The 26,965-nt window shown below is 53.7% G+C and carries 23 protein-coding genes; 11 read left to right on the forward strand and 12 right to left on the reverse strand.

The window, feature by feature from the left end; translation table 11 throughout:
* Nucleotides 1-24 precede the first annotated feature (24 nt).
* Together GW590_RS10685 and GW590_RS10690 are read left to right on the forward strand one after the other, a co-directional pair.
* Nucleotides 25-327 (forward strand): hypothetical protein, encoded by a 303-nt coding sequence (locus tag GW590_RS10685; protein WP_169403043.1) that lies wholly within the window; start codon nt 25-27, stop codon nt 325-327.
* A 115-nt stretch (nt 328-442) separates the two neighbouring features.
* Nucleotides 443-1,174: an FCD domain-containing protein gene (locus tag GW590_RS10690; RefSeq protein WP_169403044.1), complete on the forward strand. Its 732-nt coding sequence runs from the start codon at nt 443-445 to the stop codon at nt 1,172-1,174.
* Here GW590_RS10690 and GW590_RS10695 read toward each other — a convergent pair.
* Both GW590_RS10695 and yeiP read right to left on the reverse strand, forming a co-directional pair.
* Nucleotides 1,171-2,649, reverse strand: a complete 1,479-nt coding sequence (locus GW590_RS10695; protein WP_169403045.1) for a mannitol dehydrogenase family protein — start codon at nt 2,647-2,649, stop codon at nt 1,171-1,173. The genes GW590_RS10690 and GW590_RS10695 overlap by 4 nt on opposite strands.
* A 257-nt stretch (nt 2,650-2,906) precedes the next feature.
* Nucleotides 2,907-3,476, reverse strand: coding sequence for an elongation factor P-like protein YeiP (yeiP, locus tag GW590_RS10700; protein WP_169403046.1), 570 nt, complete (start codon nt 3,474-3,476; stop codon nt 2,907-2,909).
* A gap of 227 nt (nt 3,477-3,703) precedes the next feature.
* On the opposite strand from yeiP, the gene GW590_RS10705 reads away from it, so the two are divergent.
* Nucleotides 3,704-3,958 (forward strand): YkgJ family cysteine cluster protein, encoded by a 255-nt coding sequence (locus tag GW590_RS10705; protein ID WP_169403047.1) that lies wholly within the window; start codon nt 3,704-3,706, stop codon nt 3,956-3,958.
* 13 nt (nt 3,959-3,971) lie between these two features.
* Here GW590_RS10705 and GW590_RS10710 read toward each other — a convergent pair whose 3' ends face one another.
* Nucleotides 3,972-5,159 (reverse strand): sugar efflux transporter, encoded by a 1,188-nt coding sequence (locus tag GW590_RS10710; protein ID WP_169403048.1) that lies wholly within the window; start codon nt 5,157-5,159, stop codon nt 3,972-3,974.
* 471 nt (nt 5,160-5,630) lie between these two features.
* Between GW590_RS10710 and fruB the strand changes: the two genes are divergently transcribed.
* From fruB to GW590_RS10730, 4 genes are all read left to right on the forward strand, one after another.
* Nucleotides 5,631-6,761: a fused PTS fructose transporter subunit IIA/HPr protein gene (fruB, locus tag GW590_RS10715; RefSeq protein ID WP_169403049.1), complete on the forward strand. Its 1,131-nt coding sequence runs from the start codon at nt 5,631-5,633 to the stop codon at nt 6,759-6,761.
* Nucleotides 6,758-7,696 carry a 1-phosphofructokinase gene (gene fruK, locus GW590_RS10720; protein ID WP_169403050.1) on the forward strand — a complete coding sequence of 313 codons (939 nt, stop codon included), beginning with the start codon at nt 6,758-6,760 and terminating at the stop codon, nt 7,694-7,696. Before fruB ends, fruK begins: the two co-directional genes overlap by 4 nt.
* Before the next feature lie 14 nt (nt 7,697-7,710).
* Entirely contained in the window at nt 7,711-9,402 is a 1,692-nt protein-coding gene (fruA, locus tag GW590_RS10725) for a PTS fructose transporter subunit IIBC (protein WP_169403051.1), read from the forward strand.
* Nucleotides 9,403-9,592: 190 nt separating this feature from the next.
* Entirely contained in the window at nt 9,593-9,841 is a 249-nt protein-coding gene (locus tag GW590_RS10730; protein ID WP_169403052.1) for a DUF2442 domain-containing protein, read from the forward strand.
* 64 nt (nt 9,842-9,905) lie between these two features.
* Here the strand turns inward: GW590_RS10730 and nfo are convergent, their stop codons facing one another.
* Nucleotides 9,906-10,769 (reverse strand): deoxyribonuclease IV, encoded by an 864-nt coding sequence (gene nfo / locus GW590_RS10735; RefSeq protein WP_169403053.1) that lies wholly within the window; start codon nt 10,767-10,769, stop codon nt 9,906-9,908.
* 99 nt (nt 10,770-10,868) lie between these two features.
* Nucleotides 10,869-11,912 (reverse strand): YeiH family protein, encoded by a 1,044-nt coding sequence (locus GW590_RS10740; protein WP_211186738.1) that lies wholly within the window; start codon nt 11,910-11,912, stop codon nt 10,869-10,871.
* A gap of 405 nt (nt 11,913-12,317) precedes the next feature.
* Between GW590_RS10740 and yieE the strand changes: the two genes are divergently transcribed.
* From yieE to GW590_RS10760, 4 genes are all read left to right on the forward strand, one after another.
* A complete protein-coding gene (yieE, locus tag GW590_RS10745) occupies nt 12,318-13,190 on the forward strand; it encodes a DNA-binding transcriptional regulator YeiE (protein WP_169403055.1) in 873 nt (290 codons plus the stop codon).
* Nucleotides 13,191-13,406: 216 nt separating this feature from the next.
* Nucleotides 13,407-14,882, forward strand: coding sequence for an amino acid permease (locus GW590_RS10750; protein ID WP_169403056.1), 1,476 nt, complete (start codon nt 13,407-13,409; stop codon nt 14,880-14,882).
* A gap of 431 nt (nt 14,883-15,313) precedes the next feature.
* Nucleotides 15,314-16,402 carry a FecCD family ABC transporter permease gene (locus GW590_RS10755; protein ID WP_169403057.1) on the forward strand — a complete coding sequence of 363 codons (1,089 nt, stop codon included), beginning with the start codon at nt 15,314-15,316 and terminating at the stop codon, nt 16,400-16,402.
* Nucleotides 16,403-16,449: 47 nt separating this feature from the next.
* The gene (locus GW590_RS10760) at nt 16,450-17,238 is read left to right on the forward strand and encodes an ABC transporter ATP-binding protein (RefSeq protein ID WP_211186739.1); all 789 of its coding nucleotides are present in this window, start codon (nt 16,450-16,452) and stop codon (nt 17,236-17,238) included.
* A 62-nt stretch (nt 17,239-17,300) separates the two neighbouring features.
* Here the strand turns inward: GW590_RS10760 and GW590_RS10765 are convergent, their stop codons facing one another.
* From GW590_RS10765 to GW590_RS10795, 7 genes are all read right to left on the reverse strand, one after another.
* Nucleotides 17,301-18,296: an ABC transporter permease gene (locus GW590_RS10765; protein WP_169403058.1), complete on the reverse strand. Its 996-nt coding sequence runs from the start codon at nt 18,294-18,296 to the stop codon at nt 17,301-17,303.
* Nucleotides 18,293-19,774, reverse strand: a complete 1,482-nt coding sequence (locus GW590_RS10770) for a sugar ABC transporter ATP-binding protein (protein ID WP_169403059.1) — start codon at nt 19,772-19,774, stop codon at nt 18,293-18,295. The genes GW590_RS10765 and GW590_RS10770 overlap by 4 nt, the downstream gene beginning before the upstream one ends.
* Nucleotides 19,775-21,226: 1,452 nt before the next feature.
* Nucleotides 21,227-22,348, reverse strand: coding sequence for an alkylhydroperoxidase domain protein (locus GW590_RS10775; RefSeq protein WP_169403060.1), 1,122 nt, complete (start codon nt 22,346-22,348; stop codon nt 21,227-21,229).
* Nucleotides 22,345-23,406: a putative FMN-dependent luciferase-like monooxygenase gene (locus tag GW590_RS10780; protein WP_169403061.1), complete on the reverse strand. Its 1,062-nt coding sequence runs from the start codon at nt 23,404-23,406 to the stop codon at nt 22,345-22,347. The genes GW590_RS10775 and GW590_RS10780 overlap by 4 nt, the downstream gene beginning before the upstream one ends.
* Nucleotides 23,407-23,429: 23 nt before the next feature.
* The gene (locus tag GW590_RS10785; protein ID WP_169403062.1) at nt 23,430-25,112 is read right to left on the reverse strand and encodes a dipeptide ABC transporter ATP-binding protein; all 1,683 of its coding nucleotides are present in this window, start codon (nt 25,110-25,112) and stop codon (nt 23,430-23,432) included.
* On the reverse strand, nt 25,109-25,999 hold the full coding sequence (locus tag GW590_RS10790) for an ABC transporter permease (protein ID WP_169403063.1): 891 nt from the start codon (nt 25,997-25,999) through the stop codon (nt 25,109-25,111). The genes GW590_RS10785 and GW590_RS10790 overlap by 4 nt, the downstream gene beginning before the upstream one ends.
* Nucleotides 25,996-26,940 carry an ABC transporter permease gene (locus GW590_RS10795; protein WP_169403064.1) on the reverse strand — a complete coding sequence of 315 codons (945 nt, stop codon included), beginning with the start codon at nt 26,938-26,940 and terminating at the stop codon, nt 25,996-25,998. Before GW590_RS10795 ends, GW590_RS10790 begins: the two co-directional genes overlap by 4 nt.
* Between the last annotated feature and the right edge of the window lie 25 nt (nt 26,941-26,965).

The raw sequence follows: 26,965 nt of genomic DNA on the forward strand, positions 1-26,965 counted from the left end.
TGTAGCCACTTTTTCGAGGTGACCATGAACAGATTTTTCGCCATAGGTTGTTTCACTGCCATTACCCTCGCTTCTGCCAGCGCCGAAGAAAAAATATCCTCGGGGCGAATTGAATTTCAGGGGCAAATTGTTGAATCAAGCTGCTGGCAGGATGCGGCAGTAAACGCTATTACTCTTACCTGTCTGCGCCAGGGAAAAGAAAGTAAAATAGTGCAGTCTTTCACGCCTAATCATACTCAGATATTACCTTTTTATCTGGGTTCCACGACCACCTTGGCGGTGGATGGCCATCCGCACCTCCGTATGGTGACAGTGACTTATCGCTGATATGCCATAAAACAGGCTGATATTGACCTAAACGACAGTTTTCGTTACCACTGTTCGACCCTAACTCGCTGCATGATATACTCTTTTTAGGCTTTTTGGATATGAGGAAGGGGTAATGCGGCTTTATCAGCAAATTGGAAACCAATTGCGTGCGGCAATCGATGCTGGCCAGTATTGTCCTGGTGACAGATTGCCGCCTGAACGCGATATTGCCGAACGTTTCGCGGTCAGCCGCAGCGTGGTGCGTGAAGCATTGATTATGCTTGAATTACAAAAGGTGGTCGAAGTCCGTAAAGGCTCCGGGGTCTATGTATTGGCGCTACAGACGGAAAGTCTGAGCTCGGCGGCAGATAGCGGCTACGGACCTTTTGAACTGCTGCAGGCACGCCAGTTGCTAGAAAGCGAGGTTGCAGCCTTTGCCGCCGTGCAGGCCACCAAGGCGGACATCCTGAAAATGCGGGATGCCATTGCAATAGAAGAAGGTTTTATTGCCCAGGGGGTGATCGACGAAAGTGCCGATGAACTGTTTCATACTTTGCTGGCACAGGCGTCGCAAAATAGTGTGTTGGCAAATATGGTTTATGAGCTTTGGCAGGTGCGTAAACACAGCCCGATGTGGCAGGGTGTGCATTTGCATGTCGGCGAACAAAACTACAGCGAAATGTGGCTGCGGGATCATCGACAAATTCTGCAAGCAGTATTACGCCGCGATCCCAAAGCCGCCAAACAGGCGATGTGGCAACATCTGGAAAATGTGAAAAGCAAACTGCTTGAAATTTCAGATGCCGAAGACCCAACGTTCGACGGCTATCTGTTTACCTCTGTTCCCGCCAACCTTAATGGTTAAGCAAACTGGCTGACCAGCTCAGCCACGGTCTGTTTCGCGCCAAATTTCTGCAACTGCAAATAAGCCTGGGTAATGGCGGCAACGGCTTGCGGATGTTGCGGCAAGGCTTCGCCAAAGACACTTTTCATCGCTAACAGGGCATGCACGCGAGCTTCCCCATCCTGGCTCTGACTAACGATTTCACGCAGTTTCTCTGCCATGGGATCTTTAATTTCAATAGGCTGGCCGGCATCATCAATGCCACCCACGTAACGCATCCATCCGGCAACACCTAACGCCAGGCAGGCGTAATCGCTACCGTTTTCCAGATGCCAGCGAATTGAGTCAAGCATGCGCTGAGGTAATTTTTGCGTGCCATCCATGGCAATTTGCCAGGTACGGTGTTGCAAAGCCGGGTTTTTATAACGTTCAATCAGGTTGTCGGCATAATGCGTCAGATTGATCCCGGTCACGCTCAGCGTCGGAGCCTGCTCTTTTAACATCAACTGATAGGCCGCGCGACGATAGTTTTCATCGTCCATACAGCTATTGATATAAGGGTAGCCCGCCAGATAACCGAGATAAGCCAGGAATGAGTGGCTGCCGTTAAGCATACGCAACTTCATTTGTTCAAAGGGCAGGACATCGGCGACCAGCTGTGCGCCAACTTTTTCCCATTCTGGACGACCGGCGACAAAGTTGTCTTCGATTACCCATTGAATAAAAGGTTCGCAGGCAATACCGCAAGGGTCATCTACGCCGCCCAGCGCCTGACAGATAGCGGCTTGCGTGGTGTCGGTTAATGCCGGAACAATGCGGTCGACCATGGTACTTGGAAAGGTCACCACCTCTTCGATCCAGGCAGCCAGCGCCGGGTCTTTGGCTTTGGCCATACCGAGCACGGCATTTTTGACTACATGGCCATTTTCCGGAATATTGTCACAGGAAAGAATAGTAAAACCAGGCAGTCCGCGTTGATGGCGTAAGCGAAGCGCTTCAACCAATAAACCGGGCGCGGTACGTGGGGACTCTTTTCCTTGCAAATCAGCAATAATATCCGCATGTTGCAGGTCGAGTTTGCCGCTGACCGGCTCAATGCAATAGCCTTTTTCGGTGATGGTCAGCGAGACAATAGCCACCTGTGGTTCGGCCAGTTTTTCGGCGATAGCGTCAATACCATCAATACCACCGTGCAGCGATTCAGACACCGAACCTACCACAATGGCCTGATTGGCAGTAGCCCCGCGTTCCAGCACAGTAAACAGATGGTTCTGTTTGCGTAGGCTGAGGATCAACGGTTCGTTGCCAAACATCGACACCTCGCAAATACCCCAGTCTCCACCTTGTTGATTTAGCAGCCGGTTGGTCAGCAACGCCTGATGGGCGCGGTGAAATGCGCCGAATCCGATATGCACAATACGGCTTTTCAGCGCCTGACGATCGTAGTTGGGCAGTTGCACTTCGGCAGGCAAAGCACAGGTAGCAATTGTGTTCATAAAGACTCCATCAGATTCACTCAAAGGATTAATTGGTCAGGCCAAAATGGTTTTAACCGTGCGTGCCGGATGACCAGGTGGTTATTAGCGGTGATATCAGCGGTTAAAGCGTGGTTGTAGTGTAAAGTGATATGACAGGAAGATAAATTGGTAAGTCCAAAGTTTCAGGCGCATTTGTGAGGCGGATCATAAGATGGCAGGCAAAAAAAAGAGCGCCGCAGCGCTCTTATAACAATATGCTAACGTCAGACGGCTAACTATGCCCGTCCCATATAGCGATGTTCAGCAATATGGATCTGAATTTTGTCGCCGGTGCTCAGGTATTCTGGAACCTGGATCACCAGGCCGGTGCTCATGGTGGCCGGTTTGGTGCGCGAACTGGCTGAAGCCCCTTTGATACCCGGTGCTGTTTCCACAATTTCCAGATCGACGGTTTGCGGCATTTCCAGCGCCAGCAACTGACTGTCGAGAGTCAGTACCTGCATACCTGCCAGACCACCTTCCGGAATAAACAGCAGCTCTTCTTCGATCTGCGCTTTATTAAAGGTATAAGGCGTATAGTCTTCGTCATCCATAAAGATATACTCGTCGCCGTCAACGTAAGAGAAGTTGACTCTACGGCGGGTGAGGGTGACGGTATCGATAATGTCATCACCTTTAAAACGCTCTTCAACCTTCAAGCCGGTACGCACGTCAGAGAAACGCATTTTATACAGCGTACTGGCACCACGTGCGCTTGGACTTTGAACATCGATATCTTTTACCAGCAGCAATTTACCGTCGTAATTTACAACGAAGCCGCGTTTAATCTCGTTAGCACGTGCCATAAAAATAACCTGTTTGCAAAAAGTATGGATAATGGGCGACACGTTACCCGTGCCGCGGATTTCAGGCAAGCAGATAGCGTAAAAAGAGTGATGAAAAGCCCGCCTGCGGCAGTTTTTAGCGATTTTTCTGGTGACATTTTCGCCTTGCTGCTATTGTCGGCGCCTAAACTCGGGGGGGATACCATCCTTTTGAGACTTTCAATTCGCAGCCCTTAGGAGTGCAACCGATGGACTGTCGATCAGACTGCGGTGCCTGTTGTATCGCGCCTTCCATTTCCAGCCCCATCCCCGGTATGCCCAACGGCAAGCCCGCCAATACCCGCTGCGTGCAGCTCGATGAGCAGATGCGTTGCAAAATCTTCACCTCACCGCTGCGGCCCAGAGTGTGCGGCGCGCTGCAGGCGAGAAGAGATATGTGCCATACCACGCGCGACCAGGCGTTGACTTACCTGATCCAGCTCGAGCTCGATACCGCGCCTTGATAAGTATCCCGCGCTATTTTGGCTCGTAGATACGCCAGATGCATATCACCGACAGCACCACCATCGCCAGCGCCGCGTAAAACACGGCATAGTAGCTGGCAAACTGTGCCACCAACCCGGCAACAGATCCCGCCAGGATCCAGCCGACACGGGTTGAGTTGGTAAATAGCGTGGTGGCTGCTCCCGCCTGACCCGGCATCAAATCCTGAAAATAGAGCATGCCAATACCGGCCAATATGCCGATAAACAGCGCATTGAACAGCTGCATGGCAATTAGCATCACTGTACCGGTAGTAAACAGCAGGCTGATATAAAAAATAACTCCACAAATCACCGCAAAACGCATCAGGAAACGCTTGCCCAGTCGCTTGGCGAAATAGCCGGCGATCAGCATGGTCGGGATTTCCAGACAAGCTGCGGTGCCCATCAGAATACCGGCCAGTTTTGAAGAAAGGTGCAACTCGGTAACTAGATACAGCGGCATATCAATCAGATAGATACTATTGGCGGCCCACATCAGCGAACAGGCAATAAACAGCATTAAGGTATCGCGCCGATGACTACGCGGTGCTTGCAGCGTAGCGGCACTTTTTATCCTTGCCTTGGGCATGGATGGCAGAAAAGCACGCACCATTAGTCCACACAGCAAAAAGGCCAATGCTGCCGCGCAGTACATAAAGGTAAAACCAAAACCCAGCGCCAGAGCAAAGGCCAGCGGTGGCCCCACAACCCAGGCCAGTGACACCTGGGCGCGCAGAATGGAACTGAACATCACCGCTTCACGACCGGTTTTATCGGCGTGTTCCCGCGCCAGGGCAAACATTTGCGGGTTGGCGGTGGAGCCAAAACTGGAGAGTAAAACCCCAATCAGCAGCAAGATAAAATAATTGCGATTAAAGGCAAAAAGTACACACCCCAGCGCGCCCAACAGGCAGCAAAACAGGATCAGACTTTTGCGGTCGCCTTTCTTATCCGACCAACTGGCCAGAAACTGACTGACAAAGATCCCCAGCACCGCACTGCCGGTAAAAAACAGCCCCACCATAAATGGCGAGACCTTGACTTCGGTGGTTAAGAACAGGCTTAGCGTTGGGGTTTGCAGCGCACCGGCAATGCCGCTTAAAAACGCAATAATTAAAAACGCGCTCGACGTCATCTCGGGAAGACGCAAGCGACGTGCTGAAGTGGTTGAAACAGTCATTTTTTACAATTACACCAGAAAGCAGAAAGCCGCGGGAGGATAAAATTTGCGCGGAAATATTACGCCTGTTTGTGATAACAAACACGGATTTTTAGCAGTAAAACCGTGATTGTTCTTATGTTTTAACTGATTGTCAGCAAAAACCGCACAAGAGGTTAAAAAGTGATAATTCATTTCGCGGGCATAATGCCGTCCAGGCCGCCAGCCAACTTCAGCAACAGACCCGCCGGGACCGTCAGCAACACTTCAGCTTTTTGAGGTTTTGCTGAAAACAGTAAAAGTTAATAATAAGAAAATGTGCGTAGCATCATAAAAATGCAACGCCAAATCAGGGAATGCTTGCAAAATAATCGGCGCACAATGAGACTGATTGAAACGTTTCAGCGTTGTTCAGTTAATCGATTTGACTCAATGGCGCTTAATTTTTCTATTTAGGCTGAAACGATTCAAGTTCGGCAGGAGAGGAGACTTATGTTCCAGTTATCACAGCAAGATATTCACCTGGGTGCTGCCGCCAGCAACAAACAGGACGCTATCCGTCAGGTCGCTGCGGCGTTGACGCAGGCCGGACGCGTTAGCGAAGGCTATGTAGAAGGGATGCTGGCTCGCGAGCTGCAAACGTCAACCTATTTGGGCAACGGCATCGCTATTCCTCACGGCACAACGGATACCCGTGATCTGGTCCTTAATACCGGTGTTCAGGTATTTCAGTTTCCGCAGGGCATTGAATGGGGCGAAGGCCAGACGGCTTTTGTGGTCATCGGCATTGCCGCTCGCTCTGACGAACATCTGACATTACTGCGTCAGCTAACCCATGTACTCAGCGATGACAGCGTGTCGGCACAGCTGGCAAAAACCCAATCTGCGGAAGAACTGCGCAGCCTGCTGATGGGCGAAAAGAACGCGGCTGAATTCCGTTTTGACAGCCAGCTGATTGCGCTGGATGTTGCTGCAGACAGCCTGATCACTCTGCAAGCGCTGAACGCCGGTCGTCTGCAACAGATTGGTGCGGTCAATACTGCCTTTGTCAGCGATGTGATTAGCCGTAAGCCACTGAATCTTGGCCAGGGTATCTGGTTAAGTGACAGCACCGAGGGCAACCTTAACAGCGCGGCCACCCTGAGCCGTCCCGCCACTGCCTTTGTGCAGGATGGCGAGAAGGTTGCTCTGTTGCTGACGCTGGCTGTAACCGATGAACAACCCTTCAGTGTACTGAACTATCTGAGCGATCTGCTGCTGGCCAATAAAGCCGATCGTCTGCTGACTGCCGACGCCGTAGGCGTACTGGCATTGCTGACCAGTGAGGTTGCTGAACAGAGCGAACTGCTGACAGCAGAATATGTTATCCGTAATGAACACGGTCTGCATGCCCGTCCAGGCACCGCGCTGGTCAACTGCATCAAGCAGTTTGAGAGTGAGATTACGGTGACCAACCTTGACGGCAGCGGTAAGCCAGCAAATGGACGCAGCCTGATGAAAGTCGTGGCGCTGGGCGTTAAAAAAGGTCATCGCCTGCGGTTTACCGCCAGCGGTGCGGATGCTGAAACAGCATTGAAATCTATCGGTGAAGCTATTGCCGAAGGTCTGGGAGAAGGCGCATGAGCCGCAGAGTCGCCACTATTACCCTCAACCCGGCGTACGACCTGGTGGGCTACTGCCCAGAGATCGAACGTGGAGAAGTCAATCTGGTGCAAACCGCCGGACTGCATGCTGCCGGGAAAGGCATTAACGTTGCCAAGGTACTGAAAGATTTGGGTATTGATGTCACCGTCGGCGGTTTTCTGGGTAAAGAAAACCAGGATGGCTTCCAACACCTGTTTAGCAGCCTGGGCATTGCCAACCGTTTTCAGGTGGTATCGGGCCGTACGCGTATCAACGTCAAGCTGACCGAAAAAGATGGAGAAGTCAGCGACTTCAACTTCTCCGGATTTGAAGTGACGCCGCAGGACTGGGAGCGTTTTGTTACCGATTCCCTGAGCTGGCTGGGTCAGTTCGATATGGTCGCCGTTTGTGGCAGCCTGCCAGCCGGTGTGGCGCCAGAAGCCTTTACTGACTGGATGACGCGTCTGCGTTCCCAGTGCCCATGCATTATCTTCGACAGCAGCCGCGAAGCGCTGGTGGCGGGATTAAAAGCGGCGCCTTGGTTAGTCAAACCAAACCGTCGCGAGTTGGAAATCTGGGCTGGTCGCAAGTTGCCAGCACTGAGTGATGTGGTCGAGGCTGCGCATGCATTGCGCGATCAGGGGATCGCTCATGTAGTGATTTCTCTGGGGGCCGAAGGGGCGTTGTGGGTTAACGCTTCCGGTGCCTGGATTGCCAAGCCTCCGGCTTGTGAAGTGGTTAGCACCGTGGGTGCTGGCGACTCAATGGTCGGTGGGCTGATTTACGGTTTGCTGATGAGAGAGTCAAGCGAACATACGCTACGTCTGGCAACTGCCGTGGCGGCACTCGCTGTAAGTCAAAGCAATGTCGGTGTCACCGATCGTCCGCAGTTGGCGGCGATGATGGCACGTGTTGATCTGAAACCCTTTAATTGACCGCAGGAGGCAGAATGAAAACGCTGCTGATGATAGACAAAACGCTGGGGCAGGCAAGTGGCCACCTGGCAAAAAATATGCTCGCTGCTTCTGCTGAAAAAGTAGGGCAACAGGTCGTTTCCACCGCTTCTGAGGCTGAACTGGTGGTATTCATTGGTGATGCACTGCCAGTGGATGCGCAACTTAATGGTAAAAATGTGTTCCTGGGATCGCTGGCAGACGCCGTAAGCGGACCTGAGGCGCTGTTGACCCGCGCGGTCACGGAAGCGAAAGCTTATCAGGCCCCGGTACAGGCACCTGTTGCCGCAGCGCAAAAGCGCGTTGTCGCCATCACTGCCTGCCCAACCGGCGTAGCGCACACCTTTATGGCTGCTGAAGCCATTGAAACCGAAGCGAAAAAACGCGGCTGGTGGGTGAAGGTCGAAACCCGTGGTTCAGTGGGTGCCGGCAATGCCATCACCGCTGAAGAAGTGGCGGCTGCTGACCTGGTGATTGTTGCTGCCGATATCGAAGTTGACCTCGAGAAGTTTGCCGGTAAACAGATGTATCGCACCTCAACCGGTCTGGCATTGAAAAAAACCAAACAAGAGCTGGATAAAGCGCTGGTTGAAGCGGAACTGTTTGAACCTAAAAAACAGGGTCAGGCAGCTTCCGGCAAGAAAAAAGAGAGCGGTAGCGGCCCATATCGTCACCTGTTGACCGGGGTTTCCTACATGCTGCCGATGGTGGTAGCCGGTGGTTTGTGTATCGCGCTGTCATTTGTCTTCGGTATCGAGGCCTTTAAAGTCAAAGGTACTCTGGCTGCAGCCTTGATGCAGATTGGTGGCGCATCCGCCTTTGCATTGATGGTGCCGGTATTGGCAGGCTTTATCGCCTTCTCTATCGCTGACCGTCCGGGTCTGACTCCGGGTCTGGTGGGCGGTATGCTGGCAGTCAGCACTGGTGCCGGTTTCCTCGGCGGTATCATTGCCGGTTTCCTGGCAGGTTACCTGGCGAAATTTATCAGCAACAAGCTGCATTTACCGCAGAGTATGGAAGCGCTGAAGCCGATCCTGATCATTCCACTGGTGGCCAGTTTAATTACCGGTCTGGTGATGATTTATGTGGTTGGTACGCCAGTGGCGCAAATCATGGCCGGTCTGACCGCCTGGTTGCAATCTCTGGGTACGGCTAACGCGGTTCTGCTGGGTGCTATCCTCGGTGCCATGATGTGTACCGATATGGGTGGTCCGGTTAACAAAGCCGCTTATGCCTTCGGTGTGGCACTGCTGAGCTCTTCTGTGTATGCGCCGATGGCGGCAATCATGGCGGCAGGGATGGTTCCTCCACTGGCGATGGGTCTGGCAACGCTGCTGGCACGCAACAAGTTCGACGATGGCGAACGTGAAGGCGGCAAAGCGGCACTGGTTCTGGGTCTGTGCTTTATCTCTGAAGGGGCAATACCTTTCGCTGCTCGCGATCCGATGCGTGTTCTGCCGTGCTGTATCGCCGGTGGTGCATTAACCGGTGCGCTTTCCATGGCCTTCGGTGCCAAACTGATGGCACCACACGGCGGGTTGTTTGTACTGCTGATCCCTGGTGCGATTAGCCCGGTACTGCTGTATCTGGTGGCGATTATTGCTGGTACGGTGTTGGCAGGTGGTGCTTATGCCATCCTGAAACGCTCAGATGCCGCTATTGCAGCGAAAGCAGCAGTCAGCAACTAAGTTTCAATAACGCCGGTTAAGGGCGCAAATGCCAGTCACGAAAGTGGCTGGCATTTTTTTTTGCACCGGGCATCTTGTATATATATGGTTTGAATATCGCTAGCCCGCAATGACGGCTTTAACGCTCGTAGTCTTAAAGTGTTGACAAGTATTATAGAGTCAAATTACACACATTTTCTGGAGGCCTGGAATGACTATTTCAGCTAAGAAGATTCACTTTGACGATACCACTATGTGGGTTGAACTGAGTGATGCGCGTACTATAGGTGTTCCTCTCGCCTGGTTTCCTCGTTTATTGCATGCGTCTTCCGAACAGCTTAATTCTTTTGAACTGAGTGCCAGAGGGATCCATTGGGAGGCTTTAGATGAAGATATTTCGGTTGAGGGATTACTTGCAGGACGGGGGGATGTGACACATCAGCCTCACCAGGTAGCATAACTAGTCAGCATATCTCTTGTCTTGGTCTGCACTTAAGTTGCAGACCAAGGAGATTTACTATTGATTACGCAGCGGCTTCGCTATCGACTTTTTGCTGTGATTTTAACCAGGCAATTTCATCGATCCAGATTTCTGGATCGACGGTTTCCAGGATCAGCGGAATATTGTCAAAACGCGGGTCGCGCATAATATAGCTAAATGCCGTCTTGCCAATATTGCCTTCGCCGAGGCTATGGTGGCGGTCAACGCGGCTATTAAATTCACTTTTGGCATCATTAAGATGCATACCGCGCAGATACTGAAAGCCGACGATATCGCTAAAGTGTCTAAAGGTCTGCTCACAGTCTGCTTCGCTGCGTAAATCGTAGCCGGCGGCAAAAGCATGGCAGGTATCGATACAAACCCCGACGCGGCTTTTATCTTCAACGCCGGCAATAATCTCCGCCAAATGCTCAAAGCGAAAGCCGAGATTGCTGCCCTGACCGGCGGTGTTTTCGATCACCGCCGTTACCCCTTCGGTTTTAGCCAGCGCAATATTAATGGATTCGGCAATGGTGGCGAGACAGCGGGTTTCATCAATCTGCAGCAAGTGGCTACCGGGATGGAAATTCAGCAGTGAGAGGCCTAATTGCTGGCAGCGCTGCAATTCATCAATAAAAGCTTCGCGGGATTTTTCCAACGCCTCGGGAACCGGATGCCCAAGATTTATCAGATAACTGTCGTGCGGCAATATCTGTTGGCTGTTGTAACCGTACTGCTGGCAGGCGGCTTTAAAGCGTTCAATAACATCCTCTGCCAGGGGAGCGGCGCGCCATTGCCGTTGGTTTTTGGTAAATAGTGCAAATGCAGTTGCTTCCAGTTCATGTGCGCGTAACACCGCCTGATCGACGCCGCCTGCTGCACTGACGTGTGCCCCGACAAATTTCATCTTATCCCCCTGTTTGGTTATATCCTGATGAGGGAATCATAACCGCTTTGGCTACAGGGGGGCAGCCAATAAATGTTAAAAGTGTTTTAAAATATTTAATCAAATCAGTTGTTGCACCAGATGGTTAATCCCTGCGCCGCCAATAATCAGCCACAGAAACAGTAATCCGGCCATCATCAGCGGTTTGATCCCGGCCTGGCGCAGAGCGCTGATATGAGTGGTCAAGCCTAGTGCGGCCATTGCCATGGCTAAACACAGGGTATCGAGCGTCAGCAGGGTATTGACCCAGGCTGGCGGCAGTAAGTTAAAGCTATTAAAAGCCGCAATCAAAATAAACCACAGGGCAAACCACGGCAGGGTAATACCGGAACCGAGGCGCTGGCCCTTGGGTGTACCGCCGAGACGACGGTTTTTCCAGACACTGAGCAGCAGCAGGAAAGGTGCCAGCATCATTACGCGGATCATTTTGGCGATCACCGCCGAATTTTCCGCTTCAGGCGTAACGCCGTGTCCGGCAGCCACTACCTGAGCGACTTCATGAACGGTAGAGCCGATATAGATACCAAACTGCGAGGCATTAATATCAAACCACTGATAATGCAGGTTGAGCTGCCATAACCAGGGGTAGATCATGATTGCCGCCGTCCCAAAAATCACCACCGTGGCTACGGCGACTGTTACTTTTTCGGCGTCGGCTTTTAGCACCGGTTCGGTGGCCATTACCGCGGCGGCACCGCAGATACTGCTACCGGCACCGATTAATATTGCCGTTTCGCTATCGAGCCCAAACAGACGTTTACCTAACCAGCAGGCTAACAAAAAGGTGCTGCTCAAGGTTAACAGGTCGATGACTATCCCGGCGCTGCCCACGTCGGCTATCTGCGTAAAGGTGAGTTTGAAACCGTATAAAATAATCCCCAGTCGCAACAGTTTCTGTTTCGCCAAATTGACGCCGTCTGCGCATAGCGGGCGCGCCACCGGATAAAAAGTATTGCCCACCACCATGCCGCTAACAATAGCCAGCGTCAGGGCGCTTAAGCCGAATGAACTCAGCTTCGGGAAATGGCTTAGCCATAACGAGAGGACCGTTATCGCCGCGGTGAGAACTAAACCGGGTATCACGCGTCCAACAGGATGCGCCATTAAAAAACGGTTTAGTCGTTTGTTGTTGGTGGTTTGTTCAGGTAATACATGGCTCATGGTGTCATCCTCACTGTTGGCCTGGAATAAGCTTATGCAGTTTAGATATAATTGTGAAATTGATTGTAATTCTATAAACAATCTAAAAAACTGGTATAGAATGGTTACCTGGGCCGATTAGGCAATGGTGGGTACGGATAGGGCTATACTTACCAGGCAGGACCGGCAACAGGTCGGGACACTGCCTAAGGTATCTCTGCCATAGATCCTGGCGATTGGCAGGCGATCACTAAACATAGGAGGAGCGGATTCGGCCAAAGTGTGCAAATGCAACAGTGCATTTTTTACTTTTGAATCAATCAAATTATCGAAGCGACCCTGGGTTCGATAATCGATAACGAGACTCTAATGCATATTACACTGCGTCAACTGGAAGTATTTTCTGAGGTGCTGAAAAGTGGTTCCACAACTCAGGCATCGGTTGTTCTGTCTTTGTCACAGTCGGCAGTCAGCGCGGCCCTGGCCGATCTCGAAGGGCAGTTGGGCGTAAAACTGTTTGATCGCGTCGGTAAACGTTTGGTTATCAATGAGCATGGGCGTCTATTGTACCCCAAAGCGCTGGCGCTGCTGGAGCAGGCCGGTGAAATAGAACGCCTGTTTAGCCATGACAGCGGGTCGCTGAAAATTGGTGCCAGCAGCACCATCGGCAACTATATGTTACCCGCGATGATTGCCAGTTATCGTCTGGACTTTCCGTCAACGCCCATGGAGCTGAATGTCGGCAATACCGACGATGTGATCAATGCCGTTGCCGACTTCCGTGTCGATCTGGGCTTGATTGAAGGACCTTGCCGCATGACGGAACTGGTAACCCAACCCTGGCTTGACGATGAGCTGGTGGTCTTTGCCGCTCCGGATAATCCGCTGGTGGGCAAGAACGTGACGCTGGAGATGCTGGCCCATGCGCCATGGATCCTGCGTGAGCGCGGATCCGGTACGCGGGAAGTGCTGGACCATCTGCTATTGTCACAATTAGAGGATTTTAATCTGGTGATGGAGCTGGGTAATTCCGAAGCCATCAAGCACGCAGTGCGCCACGGTATCGGTATCAGCTGTTTGTCGCGGCGGGTGATTGCCGAACAGCTGAGCAGCGGCTCACTGGTGCAAATTCAACTGCCGATGCCGCCGTTGGTGCGAAAACTTTATCTTATCCACCATCGGCAGAAACATATCTCTAATGCCTTATCCCGCTTTCTAAGCTACTGCCGCGAGCTGGCATAAAGAAAATTCCCCTTATCTTTCATGTGACAGACGCTGTTATCACCCAGCGTCTGTTGCCGTGCTTTTTTTCTGAGCACTGCCGGTCATTGGGTATCCTTATAATTACGCGGCCATCATGAAGGCTTCTAATGACAGGTGGATCCTGCTAGGCAGCTCGGCAGTTTTTGCTACAATCCGCGCTTAAAAATTCACATGACGAGCAGAAATAGGGTAAAAATGGCTCTACAGCATACAAAAAATCAGCAGGTGGCTCCCACACTGCGTCGTGAGCTTAAAGCGCGTCACTTAACCATGATCGCCATTGGTGGCTCAATAGGTACCGGTCTGTTTGTTGCTTCCGGGGCAACGGTGTCACAAGCGGGGCCGGGTGGGGCGCTGCTTTCTTACCTGCTAATTGGCATTATGGTTTACTTCCTGATGACCAGTCTTGGCGAGTTGGCGGCATTTATGCCGGTCTCTGGCTCATTTTCCACCTACGGTGCCAAATATGTCGAAGAGGGCTTTGGCTTCGCGCTGGGCTGGAACTACTGGTACAACTGGGCGGTGACCATTGCCGTTGACCTGGTGGCCTCGCAGCTGGTGATGAACTACTGGTTCCCTAACACCCCCGGATGGATGTGGAGTGCCTTGTTCCTTGGGGTGATCTTCATGCTGAACTACATCTCGGTGCGCGGTTTTGGCGAAGCGGAATACTGGTTCTCGCTGATCAAAGTGGTCACTGTTATCGTCTTTATCGTCATTGGCGTGATGATGATTGTCGGCATTATGCAAGGTGCCCCGAACGCAGGCTGGCATAACTGGACCATTGGCGATGCGCCTTTTGCCGGTGGCTTTGCTTCAATGATAGGGGTGGCGATGATCGTCGGTTTCTCCTTCCAGGGCACCGAACTGATTGGCGTGGCCGCCGGTGAATCAGAAAATCCGGGCAAGAATATTCCGCGCGCGGTACGTCAGGTATTCTGGCGCATCCTGTTGTTCTATATTCTGGCAATCCTGGTGATCAGCCTGATTATTCCTTATACCGATCCAAGCCTGCTGCGCAATGATGTCAAAGATATCGGCGTCAGTCCCTTTACCCTGGTGTTCCGCAATGCCGGACTGCTTTCTGCGGCTGCGGTAATGAATGCGGTAATCCTCACTGCGGTACTGTCGGCGGGCAACTCCGGGATGTATGCCTCAACCCGTATGTTGTTTACCCTGGCCTGTGAAGGCAAGGCACCGCGGATTTTCGCCAAGCTGTCGAAAGGCGGCGTACCGCGCAATGCGCTTTATGCCACCACCGTGGTTGCGGCGCTGTGTTTCCTTAGCTCGATGTTTGGTAATCAGACGGTGTATCTGTGGCTGCTTAATACTTCCGGTATGACCGGTTTTATTGCCTGGTTAGGCATTGCCATTAGCCATTATCGTTTCCGTCGCGGCTATGTTTCACAAGGGCGTGATTTGGCGGCGCTGCCGTATCTGTCGGGTTTGTTCCCGCTGGGGCCGATCTTTGCCTTTGTGCTGTGCCTGATTATCACTTTGGGTCAGAATTATCAGGCTTTCCTGCAAGATAAAATTGACTGGTATGGCGTGATGGCCACCTACATTGGTCTGCCGCTGTTCCTGGTGATTTGGCTTGGTTACAAGCTAATCAAAGGCAGCAAGGTAATCAAATATCAGGATATGGAATTTCCTGAAAGCGATGTCAAATAACGGTTGATCGCCTGATCGAACGTGAAAATAGCGGAGCCTGGCTCCGCTCAGACTGCTGACAAAGTCCGTTATTAGGGAGAGCGCCCCTGGGTGTGCTATGCCGGGGTATCTCGATCATCAAGACAACTTTGTCATTAAACTCAGCGGAGCCTGGCTCCGCTATTTTTTTGCCTGCCAATTAGACGCCACCGGTTTTGGTGAGTCATTCTTTGTTACCCTTTTGAGCCACTTAAATCCTTGCCAGTTTTTATATCGGATTGATAATACGTATCGTTTATATTAATGTTATCGCCGCCTGACATATCCTTGGGCCGCGTATAGGCTTGCAGTAACCTGTCCCGCAGTTTTAATCTGTTGGTGATAAGCTTTGCTTTTACCGGCAGTACAGTGATTTTTTAGCCACCTGTGACCAACGAGATAAACCTGTAAACATGAGTGCTTCAACCGATCATCTTCTTAGTCACCTTGGCGAACCGGACGCAGACCATAGCGTGATGGGTCGCTATCGCACTATTTTGCGCCGCCGCCTTTCCCTGATGTTGATGCTGATGCTGGCTATTCTGGCCTCGCTGGTGCTGGATTTCATTATGGGCCCGGCCGGCCTCTCGCTGGCGACCCTTTGGCAAACGCTGTTTCACGCGCAATTGGCCGATGCCGGTACCCGGGTGATTGTCTGGGATATCCGTATGCCTTACGCATTAATGGCCGTCGCGGTGGGGATGTCGCTAGGACTGGCGGGGGCTGAGATGCAGACCATCCTCAATAACCCACTGGCCAGTCCCTTTACTCTCGGCGTGTCGTCGGCGGCGGCCTTTGGTGCCGCATTGGCGATTGTGTTGAATATTGGTATTCCCGGCGTACCTGATCAGTGGTTTATCTCCGCCAATGCCTTTATTTTCGCCCTGCTGGCGGCATTGATGCTCGATGGCATCACCCGCTGGACGCAGGTTGCCAGTTCGGGCGTGGTGCTATTTGGTATCGCGCTGGTGTTTACCTTTAATGCGCTGGTTTCGCTGCTGCAATTTATTGCCACTGAAGATACCCTGCAGGGATTGGTGTTCTGGACCATGGGCAGCCTGGCCCGTGCCTCATGGAGTAAACTGGCGATTATGGCCGGGGCCTTTATCCTGTTGTTGCCGATATCGCTAAAAAGCGCCTGGAAACTTACCGCGCTGCGTCTGGGAGAAGATCGTGCCATCAGCTTTGGTATTGATGTGCGCCGCCTGCGCTTGGGCACCTTATTGCGCATCAGCATTCTCTCTGCGCTGGCAGTGGCCTTTGTCGGTCCTATCGGCTTTATCGGCCTGGTGGCGCCACATATTGCCCGCATGATGTTTGGTGAAGACCATCGCTTCTATCTGCCTGCCAGTGCGCTAATTGGCGCGCTGGTGCTGTCACTGGCCTCGGTGGCCTCCAAGAATCTGGTGCCCGGCGTGATTATTCCGGTAGGCATTGTCACCTCACTGGTTGGTGTGCCGTTCTTTTTAAGTATTATCTTGCGTCATCGGGGCAGCGTATGAGCCTGAATATCGATATGCAACAGAATACCGCCACATTGCACAGTGCCATGCAGGGACTACAAATCCGTCATTTTACTGCCGGTTATCCGAAACGGGCGGTGATCGGCGATCTGTCGGTACCCAAATTGCCGCGCGGTGAAATCACCGTCTTGCTGGGACCCAATGGCAGCGGTAAATCCACGTTGCTGCGAGCGCTGGCGGGGCTGAATCGCGCCCAGGGCGAACTGATCCTCGACGGTCATGACCTGATGCAAATGCCCTTCGCCAAACGGGCCGAGCAGGTGGTGTATCTGCCGCAGTCTCTGCCTGCCGGAGTGCATCTGCACGTACTGGAATCTATTATTGTCGCCCAGCGCGCCTCCGGCAGTCAGGGCAGTCAGGCAAAAACGTCTGCCCAGGTGATGGCGTTACTGCGGCTGTTGGGGATTGAACATCTGGCGCTCAGCTATCTCGACCAGCTATCCGGCGGGCAAAAACAATTGGTCGGTCTGGCACAGTCGCTGATCCGTCAACCCTCGTTACTGCTGCTGGATGAGCCACTGAGCGCCCTGGATCTTAATTACCAGTTCCATGTTATGGATTTGGTTCGCCAGGAAACACGCAAACGAAATATTATTACCGTGGTGGTAGTGCATGATATCAATATCGCGCTGCGCCATGGCGATAACGTGCTGATGCTGAAAGACGGGCAATTGATTGCCGACGGTAAACCCGAAGCGGTGATCACCGCCGAGAGCCTGGCTCAAGTGTATGGAGTAAGAGGGCGGATTGAACGCTGCTCGCAGGGCACACCACAGGTGCTGATTGATGGTTTGGTGGCGACGCCAACCCTCTGACAACGACGGCATTGACGTGTTTGGCAGTCCCTCTCCGATCACCCGGAGAGGGACTTTTTTATTTATCTTTTCTGGATATAAGTCAATGCCAGCGCAATGGCCAACACCAGCCCCTTGATAATATCCATGGCGTAGTAAGGCACTGACAGCATTACCAGGCCGTTTTGTAATACGCCGAGGATCACCGCTCCCAGCAAGGTACCCAACGCATTGGGCTTGCCGGAACCGGCCAGCGAAAAGCCGATATAGGCTGCCGCGACCGCATCCATCAGATAGCCGCCACCGGCGTTAACTTGCGAAGATCCAATCCGTGATGCCAGTAAAATACCTCCGGCACCGGCCAACAGTGATGACAGCAGATAGGCAAGTACGCGATAACGGGCGGTACGGATCCCGGCCAAACGCGCGGCCAGCGGGTTACCGCCAATAGCATACATGCGGCGACCGTGCTTGGTCAGTGACATAAATAACTGGATAGCCACGGTAACAACCAGCATTACAATCACGATCACCGGCACCTGACCCAGCAGACCAAAGACCGGCGGTATCGTGCCTTCTGCCATATCGCCGCTGGGCAGCAGCATATTTTCGGTAATAGATCCGCCATAGCTGTAGGTCATGGCGGCACCCTGGATCACAAACAGGCTGGCGAGGGTGGCCAACATATCGGGAATTTTCAGGATAACAATCAGAAAGGCATTAAACAGACCCACCAGCAGACAGAGCGCCAGCGTAATGGCAATGGCTTCTACCGTGCCAAAACCGTGCCAGACAAACATCGAGATCACCAGCGCATTGGCCAGTGACGCCGTGGATCCGACAGACAAATCAAAGCCACCCACCGACAGCGACAGTGAGACGCCAATGGCAATCACCGTCACAATGGCGATGGATCGCATAATATTGATAATATTCGACATCTCCAGGAAGTTGTCGGATGCCAGACCAAAGAGCGCAATCAGCGCTACCACGGTAAGCAACATCCCCCATTTATAGAGAAATTCAAAAATATGGTGCCGCCAGGGCAGGGTGGCGGTCAGGGGATATTCTTTGCTCACGCGGGGGTTCCTCCGGTTGAATAATCTAAAAGGGTCTGCTCATCAATGTCAGCGGCGTTCAGCTCGGCAACAATGCGACCATCCCAAAGTACTAAAATACGGTCGCATAAGCCGACCAGCTCGGCGAACTCACCGGAGGCATAAATAATGCCTTTTCCCTGTTGTGCCAGGCCGTCGATCAGCCTGAAGACATCCTGTTTGGCGCGAATATCCACGCCTTTGGTTGGCTCATCAAAAATTAAAATCTGGCTCTGGCTGCGCAGCCATTTACCGATGGCGACTTTTTGCTGATTACCGCCGGAAAGCCGCGCCAGCTTTTGCAAAGGCCCGGAGCTGCGGATCCCCAGTCGGTTAATCACCTGGTTGGCCCAATCCAGCGCCGCTTTACGGTTAAAAATACTCAGGCGAGAAAAACTGTCGTCGGCGGTAACGCTGAGGTTCATTGGGATATCTTCATCAATAAAGATCCCTTCTTTGCGCCGCTCTTCGGGCACCAGTGCCAGCCCTAGCTCAACGGACAGATGGGGTTCCCGTGGTTTCCAGGCTTTGCCATAGAGTTCGCCGTGGGCAACCCGGCTCGGTGAGGCACCAAACAGCGCCTTGCAGAGTTCGGTTTTACCGGCACCCGCCAGCCCGGCAATGCCGAGGATTTCGCCGCGATGCAAGGTCAGGCTGATATCCCGCAGTTTGTCTTTATCGTGCATACCCTCAATGCGCAGCAGTTGTTCCGCGCTGTGCGGCGGGCGGCGGGGGGGGTAGATATCATTAATCTGATGACCAATCATCTTCTCGATAATATGCTCGTTGCTCAGTCCGGCCATACTGTCATCACTGACCAGACGGCCATCGCGCAGTACTGTCATGCGATCGCAAATATCTCGCAGCTCATAGATACGGTGGGAGATAAACACCACCGCCATGCCTTCGTCGCGCAGGCGACGCACGAGGGCAAACAGGCGTTCACTTTCTTCATGATCGAGCGGGGCGGTAGGTTCATCGAGGATCAAAAAGCGGCATTTATGCGACAGCGCCCGCGCCAGCAGGATCAGCTGTTTCTCGGCCAGTGTGCAGTTTTCGATACGCTGACGCAGATCGATATGCAGACCCAGTTGCAGGGTCAGCGCCTGCGCCTGTTGATAGAGTTTTGACCAGTTAAGCAGATGGCCGGGTTCCGACAGGCGGTCGAGCATAATATTTTCGGCGACGTTTAGCGTCGGGATCAGCGCGACATCGACTTCCTGTTGTACCAGGTGGATCCCCAGTTCGCGGGCATGATGCGGCTGGTTAAGGGTGACCGCTTTGCCATCGATAGTGATCTGGCCGCTATAGTGGCTGTATGCCCCGGAAAGTACGGCCATCAACGTCGATTTTCCCGCACCATTGGCACCCACCAGCGCGTGGATAGCACCACCCTCAAGGGTAAAATCAACCTGATGCAGCGCCGAAAAGCCGCCAAAAGCGATGGAGATATTACGCATCTCCAGGCGGGAGGATACAGGGGGAGGAGAGCTCACGATGCGACAGGCCTTTATCTGGTGGAAAAATAATTTAGCAACGAAACCGTCACTAAAAAATATCAAGCAGAATTTTTTAACACAGACAGGAATTTATGCAACAAACTTAACGACATAAGATACAAGGGAACGGCATAAGGGGTGGGGCTTAAATGTCAGTTTGGTTTTTAATTGCAAATTTGCTTTTAAATTCAACTTCAAGGTCAAGGTCAAGGTCAAGGTCAAGGGCATTCGCTGCGCTCACTGGGCGGCGGCCCAGACCGCCTTTATAGCTTAAAAGTCAATTTACTCCGAGCAAAGGGTTTCGGTTTTATTATTGCAAATTTGCTTTTAGCTTCAAGGTCAAAGTCAAAGTCAAAGTCAAAGTCAAGGTCAAGGGCATTCGCTGCGCTCACTGGGCGGCGGCCCAGACCGCCCAAAGGAGGCGAAGGCGCGCCTCCTTTGGAATCCTGCGCCTTGTCCAAATTGAACAGTGTCGTGCCCTCGGTTGTAGTTCTTTCCAGTGACTTCAGTGTGTGGCCTAAACCACGCCGCTGCGCGGTCCCTTCACTCGGTCGCGAGCCAAAAGCGTCTCGCTCCACGTCGCTCAGCGTAGGTTTTGAATCGGCCAGGAAACATTTAAAGCAAAACCGGCAACATTAAAGGTCAACGGCGAAAGACAAAAAGATAAAAAGATAAAAAGATAAAAAGATAAAAAGTTTGCCGCTGAAACGGCACGGTGTGCATAGTTAGCTGGCACATTCAGAGACGGCGCCGCGCGAAGCGGAGGGAGACGCTTTTGGCTCCCGACCGAGCAAGGGGACTGCACAGCAGCGCGGCTCGTGCCACGCTGGGAGTGACTGAAACATAGCCGGTAATAGGCAGCAGACGAATCAACAACACCAAAAGGCCCAGGATTGTTAAGGAGCGGGCCAGCGCTCCTTAACTCGGTTCGGCACAGCAGGTTAAGTGGCCACTGCAATTATAAAACCGAAACAGCTCCTCGGAGTTAATTGACTTTAAGACAACAATTGCCATTTAAGACATGCTGACTGGCACATTCAGAGACGGCGCCGCGCGAAGCGGAGGGAGACGTTTTTGGCTCCCGACCGAGCAAGGGGACTGCGCAGCAGCGCGGCTCGTGCCACGCTGGGGGTAACTGAAACATAGCCGGTAATAGGCAGCAGACGCATCAACAATACCAAAAGGCCAAGGATTGTTAAGGAGCGGGCCAGCGCTCCTTAACTCGGTTCGGCACAGCAGGTTAAGTGGCCACTGCAATTATAAAACCGAAACAGCTCCTCGGAGTTAATTGACTTTAAGCCATTAATTGCCATTTAAGCCAAAACCCTGACTACATAGCCCATTGACTTTAAAAAAGAAAAATTGCCATTTAAGCCCAACCACCATTGCGCGCAGCATAAAAAACACTTTTTATTACTTTTCGAACGGCTCCCCCAGGGTAAGCATCAACCTGTTGGCCCAGGCAAAAAATGCTGTGGCTTGCACCAGATCCAATAGCTCAAGATCGCTCAGACCCGCTTGCCGTAAACGAGTGATATCCGCCGCATTGGCCGTGGGGGGTGTAGCGGAAAGCGCTGCCGAAAAATCAATCTCTGCCTGCCAGCGAGCGTCCTGACCGACACTCAACACCCCGCCCGGTTGCACATCAAGCAGACGTTGTACCGCCTCGGGCTGCCTGGATAGCTGCGCCGCCTTGCGGGCATGCACCGAAGCACAGTAAATGCAGCCATTGACTTTGCTCGCCACCGCCGCCGCCAGTTCACGCTCTTTGCGTGGTAAACCACCTGCCGTATAAAAAATGCCTTTATCGGTTAAGGTTCGTTGCTCCAGCACCGGCAGATCGCGGGCCAGCAGACGAAAATAATCCGAGTCCGTATGACCAAAACGTGCCAGTGTCGCCTGCTGTGACGCGTTAAATTCAGCTAATGCCTTGGCTGGCAACCAAGGCTCCCAGTTCAGCTCGTCCTGAGTAAAGGCCACCGGAGCGTGGTTGCCGGACTGGGTTTTACGGTCGGTGCGCCATACCGCTGCTACCGCCGTCGTATGACCGTTGTCCGTCACCGGTTTGTCACTAATCAGTCGGTAACCGCGCACTAGTCGACTCTGAAAACTGACAAAAGCAATGAGTTGTGACAACGTCACTATCGCGTCAGTAGACCAGCCAGAGGCCTGTAACGCCCATAAATGCTCGGGGGTGGCATTGGCCGGTTTAAAGCTTAATCTTTCCGCATGAGAGAACGCAGCCTGCAGTTTTTCATCGGCAATGGCGTATTTTTCACCTGCGCTGGCTAATTCTGCGGCGTAGTGCTCGGCCAGCAGGGTATCGCCGTGCCAACGGGCAATTTGTTGGGCGATTTTCAGGCGTGCAGCTAGCGGGAATGAGGCTGTGCCGTCAGCGGCAAATAGCGCCTGATAGCTGCCCTGAGTATGTTCGGTAGCTGCGTCGCGAGTGTTTCTCGCTGCCGCCAGCGGCGAATCGGCGGCGATCTCTGCCAGTGTGTCTAACAGATCGGTGGCCGGTGTTTTCTGGGTCATAGTGTTTCCTTTGCAAGCGCATCATGTAAGGGTTGCGGAACAGTAATTTTACTCGGCGTGGTGCGCGTCCAGCCCAGAGCCGGGGCGACTTTCCTGGCTATCAGCTCAATGGAACGCAAAATATAGGGATGCGGAGGATCGATGGAATGCACCTGAAAGGCCAAATCCGTCACCCGCGCCAACGCCGAGTCCTGCTGTAATGATGCGATAACCTGACGGGCGTCACCGAGATGTACATCAAAAGCAGCAATATAATCATCAAGCGTATCGCCGCGTACCTGATGACCGCTTGCCCGATGATTTTCCGCCTGCCGCCGCAGCCCTTTTTGTGCCAGGTCACGGGCTTGCTGGCCGTCCTCGGTAACAAACGCCGTGCGCGAACCCAAAATACGCGGTTCCACCCCGGCGGGCAGTGCCTCGAGATAGGCATCGATAATCGGATTTTGCAGCTCCGCCAGCGACAGATCGGGACGATCGGCGGGGCGTGGCTGGGTGCGTGACAACATCAGGCCATCACCCGCCGCCCCCGCTCGGGCACCGCCTTCAACGGAGAAGGTCGCCTGCCAGATACGCTTTGCCAGCTGCGGTGCCGGCGGATAAAGCTGATTGCCGTCACCGGCCAGGGCATTACCCTGCCAGCAATCAAGCAGGATCTGCAAATTTTGCGCAAAGGCCTCGCCGCGCTGTTCGCTGGTCAGTCCGAAGGGTAAAAATGATGAAGGTGTGCCTCCGGACCCCAGACCAATCTCCAGACGGCCACCGCTGAGCAAATCGAGTACTGCCGCGTCTTCGGCCACCCGTAGCGCCGACTCCATCGGTAAGGTGATTACACCGGTTCCCAAACGGATATGACGAGTATGGGCGGCGACATAAGCCAGAAAAACCAGCGGTGCGGGCAAGCCGCCCTCATCACGGTGGAAATGGTGCTGCGCTACCCAGGCGCTGTCAAAACCCTGCTGTTCTGCAAAGGCGATTTGCTCGCTAGCCAGTCGGTAGCGCTCCTGAGGACGGGTATCGTCCAGCAGGCGGGTAAAAAATCCGAGTCGTTTACTGCCCATGACTGCTCCTTATTCTGCCGTATTCAACCGGCGTAATGATGGTCGCTACCCTGTCCCGTGGCCGGGACATAGTGCGGAATGGCCTGGATAAGCTCGCGGGTATAGTCACTGGTCGGTCGGGCAAAGATGGCACCAACTTCACCGTTATCTACCTGTTTACCCTGATTGAGCACTGAAACGCTGTGCGAAATTTGCCGTACCGTCGCCAGGTCGTGGGAGATAAACAGATAGGTCAGCCCAAGATCCTGCTGTAACTGTGCCAGCAGTTGCAGAATTTGTGCCTGCACCGTGACGTCCAGCGCCGAGGTGGCCTCATCGAGCACTAAAATCTGCGGTTGCAGGATCAGCGCTCTGGCGATGGCTACGCGCTGCCGCTGACCACCAGACAGCTCCTGTGGTCGGCGTTGCAACAGATCGGCGGGCAGGGCGACACGGTCGACAATGCTTAACACTCTTGTCTGGCGTTCGGCACGACTGAGGCGCGAGAAATTCAGCAGTGGTTCGGCAATCACCTGAAACAGCGTCTGGGAAGGATCCAGCGAGGCAAAGGGGTTTTGATACACCAGCTGGATCTTTTGCCGGATCTGCCGCAGCGCCTCACCGCGCAGCAGCGCAATATCCACGCCGTCAATCAGTAGCTGACCGCTGTCCGGGCGCTGAAACCCCAGCAGCAGACGGGCGAGCGTGGTTTTCCCCGAGCCGGATTCACCGACCAGCGAATGGGTGCTGCCGCGCGCCACCTGGAAGGAAACCTCGTCCAGGGCGCGAAACGCCGGGGCCTGTTTACCGCCCAGCGAGAAGCTTTTACTGACGCGGTTGACCACAATGGCATGGCCTGCCGCCGCTTGCTGTGATGATGGCAGCGGGGCAGTGCGCGGGGTCAACGCCGGGGCATCGGCAAACAGTTGCCGGGTATAGTCACTTTTTGGCGATCGCAGCACCTCGGCGGTAATGCCTTGCTCCTGGACTTTCCCTTTACGGAACACCAGCAGGCGGTCGGCACGCTCTGCCGCCAGCGCTAAATCATGGGTGACAAAGAGCACGGCGGTGCCAAATTCCTGACGCAGCTCGTCGATAAGATCCAAAATACGTTTTTGCACCCGCACATCCAGCGCGCTGGTGGGTTCATCGGCAATAATCAGTGCCGGTTGCAAGGCGATGGCGATGGCAATCAGCACCCGCTGTTTCATTCCGCCGGACAGCTCGTGGGGATACTGATGAAGGCGACTTTGTGGGTGGGTCAGACCGACGCGGGTCAGCAGTTCAACCACTCTTGCCTCACGCTCTTTGCGCGACATTCGACGGTGGATGGCGAGAATTTCTGCCACTTGTTCGCCAATGGTTTTTACCGGGTTAAGCGAACTGGTAGGATCCTGCGGGATCAGGCTGATACGTGCACCACGCAGGCTATCCAGGCGGCGCGATGACCACTGACTAATATCCACACCGTTGAGCAGGATACTGCCTTGTTCGATATGGCCGTTATCGGCCAGCAGACCGATAATCGCCTGCGCAGTGGTGGTTTTGCCCGAGCCGGACTCTCCCACCAGCGCCACTACTTCACCGGGCAGGATCGAGAAGGAAACCTGTTCCACCACTCGGGTCGTGCGCTGGCCGCTGCGATAGGCAATCGACAGATTTTTCAGTTCCAGTACCGGCTGTGGATTGACCACGGCGGTTTGTTGGCGGGCTAACAGCAGGCTCATGAGTGTGTTCTCCGAAATGACTGGCTGATGCGGTTAGCGGCCAGCACCGTCAGGATAACCACCACACCGGGGAAAGTGGTCAGCCACCAGGCGGTGGAAATATAGTTGCGCCCTTCGGCAATCAATAAACCCCATTCCGGCGTCGGTGGCGGGGTACCGTAACCGAGAAAACTCAGGGTCGAAATGGCAAGGATGGCACTGCCAAACTGCAGGGCAGAGAAGGCGATCACCGCCGTAAGCGAGTTGGGCAAGATATGTCGCCAGAGAATTGCAAAAAAGGTGCCGCCGCTGCCGTAAGCCGCCTCGACGTAGTCGCTATGTCGCACCAGAATGGCTTCCGATCGCGCCAGCCGTGCAAAGTTGGCGATGGAGGTAACGCCAACCGCGATAGCCGCATGAACCGTACCAAAGCCCAACAGGATGATCACGCAAAGTGACAGCAGCAGCCCGGGGATCGACAGCAAGACATCGACGATACGCATTACCAGCTTATCCACCAGCCCACCGGTGGCCGCTGCCGCCAGCCCCAGGGCACTGCCGATCACCAGGCCGAGAAACACTGCCACCAACGCGCCGGTCAGAGAGTGCGACGCACCGTAGACAATGCGGGCATAGAGATCGCGCCCCAGTTGATCGGTGCCCAGCCAGTGGGTGCTGCCGGGAGGTAAACGCTGGGCACCGGCCATTCCCTGAGTACCGCTGAAGTGGGTAAATAGCTGCGGGGCGATAGCCCACAGGATCACCACCGCCATTATCAGCCAGGCGAGGATCAGCGTCGGTTGCAGCCGTCGCCAGCGGCGACTGACGGCATAATTAGCCGCAGGGGAGCGCAACACCGGCGTGGTAGCGGGGGCGCTGTCGTTTTTGCTTAAGGGTAAACTGCTCATAAGGTCGCTCCGGCAGAGGGTTTAAGGCGCGGATCGAGGAGCGGATAAAGTAAATCCACCAGTAAATTAATCGCCACGAACGCGGTGGCCGAAATCACCACTATCGCCTGTAACACCGCCAGATCCTGATTGTTCACCGCCTGTTGAGTCAGCTGACCAATACCATTAAGGCCAAATACGGTTTCGGTCACCAATGCCCCGGCGATCAGTTCGCCAAACAGCAGGCCGGCGACGGTCAATACCGGCAGCGTGGCATTGCGCGCCACATGCCGCCACAATACCCGGCTGCGGCTGGCCCCCTTGGCGCGGGCCACCGAGACAAACGGCTGGGTTTGCACCTTGTCGATACTGCGCAGTAGAATTTGTGCCAAGGGGGCGCTGATCGGCACCGCCAGGGTGACCACCGGCAGGATCAAGCCGACCCATTCGCCGGGATTGATCACCGGGATCAATCCGAGGCGAAAGGAGAATACCTGGATCAGCGCAATCCCCAGCCAGAAGGTCGGCACCGAAACAAACAGTGACGGTAAGGTCAATAGCGCCGATTTAACCCCCCGCAACGGCACCAGGTTGGCGAGAAAGGCAATGCCCACTGCCATCAGCGTTGCCAGCAGAAATCCCAGTATTGCCAGGCGAAATGTTGGCGGGAAATTACTGCTTAACAACTCGGTGACCGGCACCCCGGCCTGGATCGAATACCCCAAGTCTCCATGCAGAAAATTGCTCAGCGTATGCAGATATTGCTGCCACAATGGCTGGTCGGCACCATAGGCGGCGCGCATATCGGCAATTTGCGCCGGACTCAGGCCCATGGCAGGATCCTGAAATTTAATCAGGATGGCGTCGCCGGGCAGCATCTGTAACAACACAAAGGACAGCGTAAAGGCGGCCCACAACACCAGCAGGGCCTGACCCAGACGTTCGCTTATATATCGGCTCATCATCAACTCCAGATAACGCGACAGG

This window comes from Rouxiella aceris (genome assembly GCF_012933545.1).
GTDB classification, from domain to species: Bacteria; Pseudomonadota; Gammaproteobacteria; order Enterobacterales; family Enterobacteriaceae; genus Rouxiella; species Rouxiella aceris.

Bases quoted from the DNA above. Each gene is read 5' to 3' on its own strand.
- GW590_RS10685 (WP_169403043.1), top strand. From the start codon at position 25: ATGAACAGATTTTTCGCCATAGGTTGTTTCACTGCCATTACCCTCGCT.
- GW590_RS10690 (WP_169403044.1), top strand. From the start codon at position 443: ATGCGGCTTTATCAGCAAATTGGAAACCAATTGCGTGCGGCAATCGAT.
- GW590_RS10695 (WP_169403045.1), bottom strand. From the start codon at position 2,649: ATGAACACAATTGCTACCTGTGCTTTGCCTGCCGAAGTGCAACTGCCC.
- yeiP (WP_169403046.1), bottom strand. From the start codon at position 3,476: ATGGCACGTGCTAACGAGATTAAACGCGGCTTCGTTGTAAATTACGAC.
- GW590_RS10705 (WP_169403047.1), top strand. From the start codon at position 3,704: ATGGACTGTCGATCAGACTGCGGTGCCTGTTGTATCGCGCCTTCCATT.
- GW590_RS10710 (WP_169403048.1), bottom strand. From the start codon at position 5,159: ATGACTGTTTCAACCACTTCAGCACGTCGCTTGCGTCTTCCCGAGATG.
- fruB (WP_169403049.1), top strand. From the start codon at position 5,631: ATGTTCCAGTTATCACAGCAAGATATTCACCTGGGTGCTGCCGCCAGC.
- fruK (WP_169403050.1), top strand. From the start codon at position 6,758: ATGAGCCGCAGAGTCGCCACTATTACCCTCAACCCGGCGTACGACCTG.
- fruA (WP_169403051.1), top strand. From the start codon at position 7,711: ATGAAAACGCTGCTGATGATAGACAAAACGCTGGGGCAGGCAAGTGGC.
- GW590_RS10730 (WP_169403052.1), top strand. From the start codon at position 9,593: ATGACTATTTCAGCTAAGAAGATTCACTTTGACGATACCACTATGTGG.
- nfo (WP_169403053.1), bottom strand. From the start codon at position 10,769: ATGAAATTTGTCGGGGCACACGTCAGTGCAGCAGGCGGCGTCGATCAG.
- GW590_RS10740 (WP_211186738.1), bottom strand. From the start codon at position 11,912: ATGGCGCATCCTGTTGGACGCGTGATACCCGGTTTAGTTCTCACCGCG.
- yieE (WP_169403055.1), top strand. From the start codon at position 12,318: ATGCATATTACACTGCGTCAACTGGAAGTATTTTCTGAGGTGCTGAAA.
- GW590_RS10750 (WP_169403056.1), top strand. From the start codon at position 13,407: ATGGCTCTACAGCATACAAAAAATCAGCAGGTGGCTCCCACACTGCGT.
- GW590_RS10755 (WP_169403057.1), top strand. From the start codon at position 15,314: ATGAGTGCTTCAACCGATCATCTTCTTAGTCACCTTGGCGAACCGGAC.
- GW590_RS10760 (WP_211186739.1), top strand. From the start codon at position 16,450: ATGCAGGGACTACAAATCCGTCATTTTACTGCCGGTTATCCGAAACGG.
- GW590_RS10770 (WP_169403059.1), bottom strand. From the start codon at position 19,774: ATGCGTAATATCTCCATCGCTTTTGGCGGCTTTTCGGCGCTGCATCAG.
- GW590_RS10775 (WP_169403060.1), bottom strand. From the start codon at position 22,348: ATGACCCAGAAAACACCGGCCACCGATCTGTTAGACACACTGGCAGAG.
- GW590_RS10780 (WP_169403061.1), bottom strand. From the start codon at position 23,406: ATGGGCAGTAAACGACTCGGATTTTTTACCCGCCTGCTGGACGATACC.
- GW590_RS10785 (WP_169403062.1), bottom strand. From the start codon at position 25,112: ATGAGCCTGCTGTTAGCCCGCCAACAAACCGCCGTGGTCAATCCACAG.
- GW590_RS10790 (WP_169403063.1), bottom strand. From the start codon at position 25,999: ATGAGCAGTTTACCCTTAAGCAAAAACGACAGCGCCCCCGCTACCACG.
- GW590_RS10795 (WP_169403064.1), bottom strand. From the start codon at position 26,940: ATGAGCCGATATATAAGCGAACGTCTGGGTCAGGCCCTGCTGGTGTTG.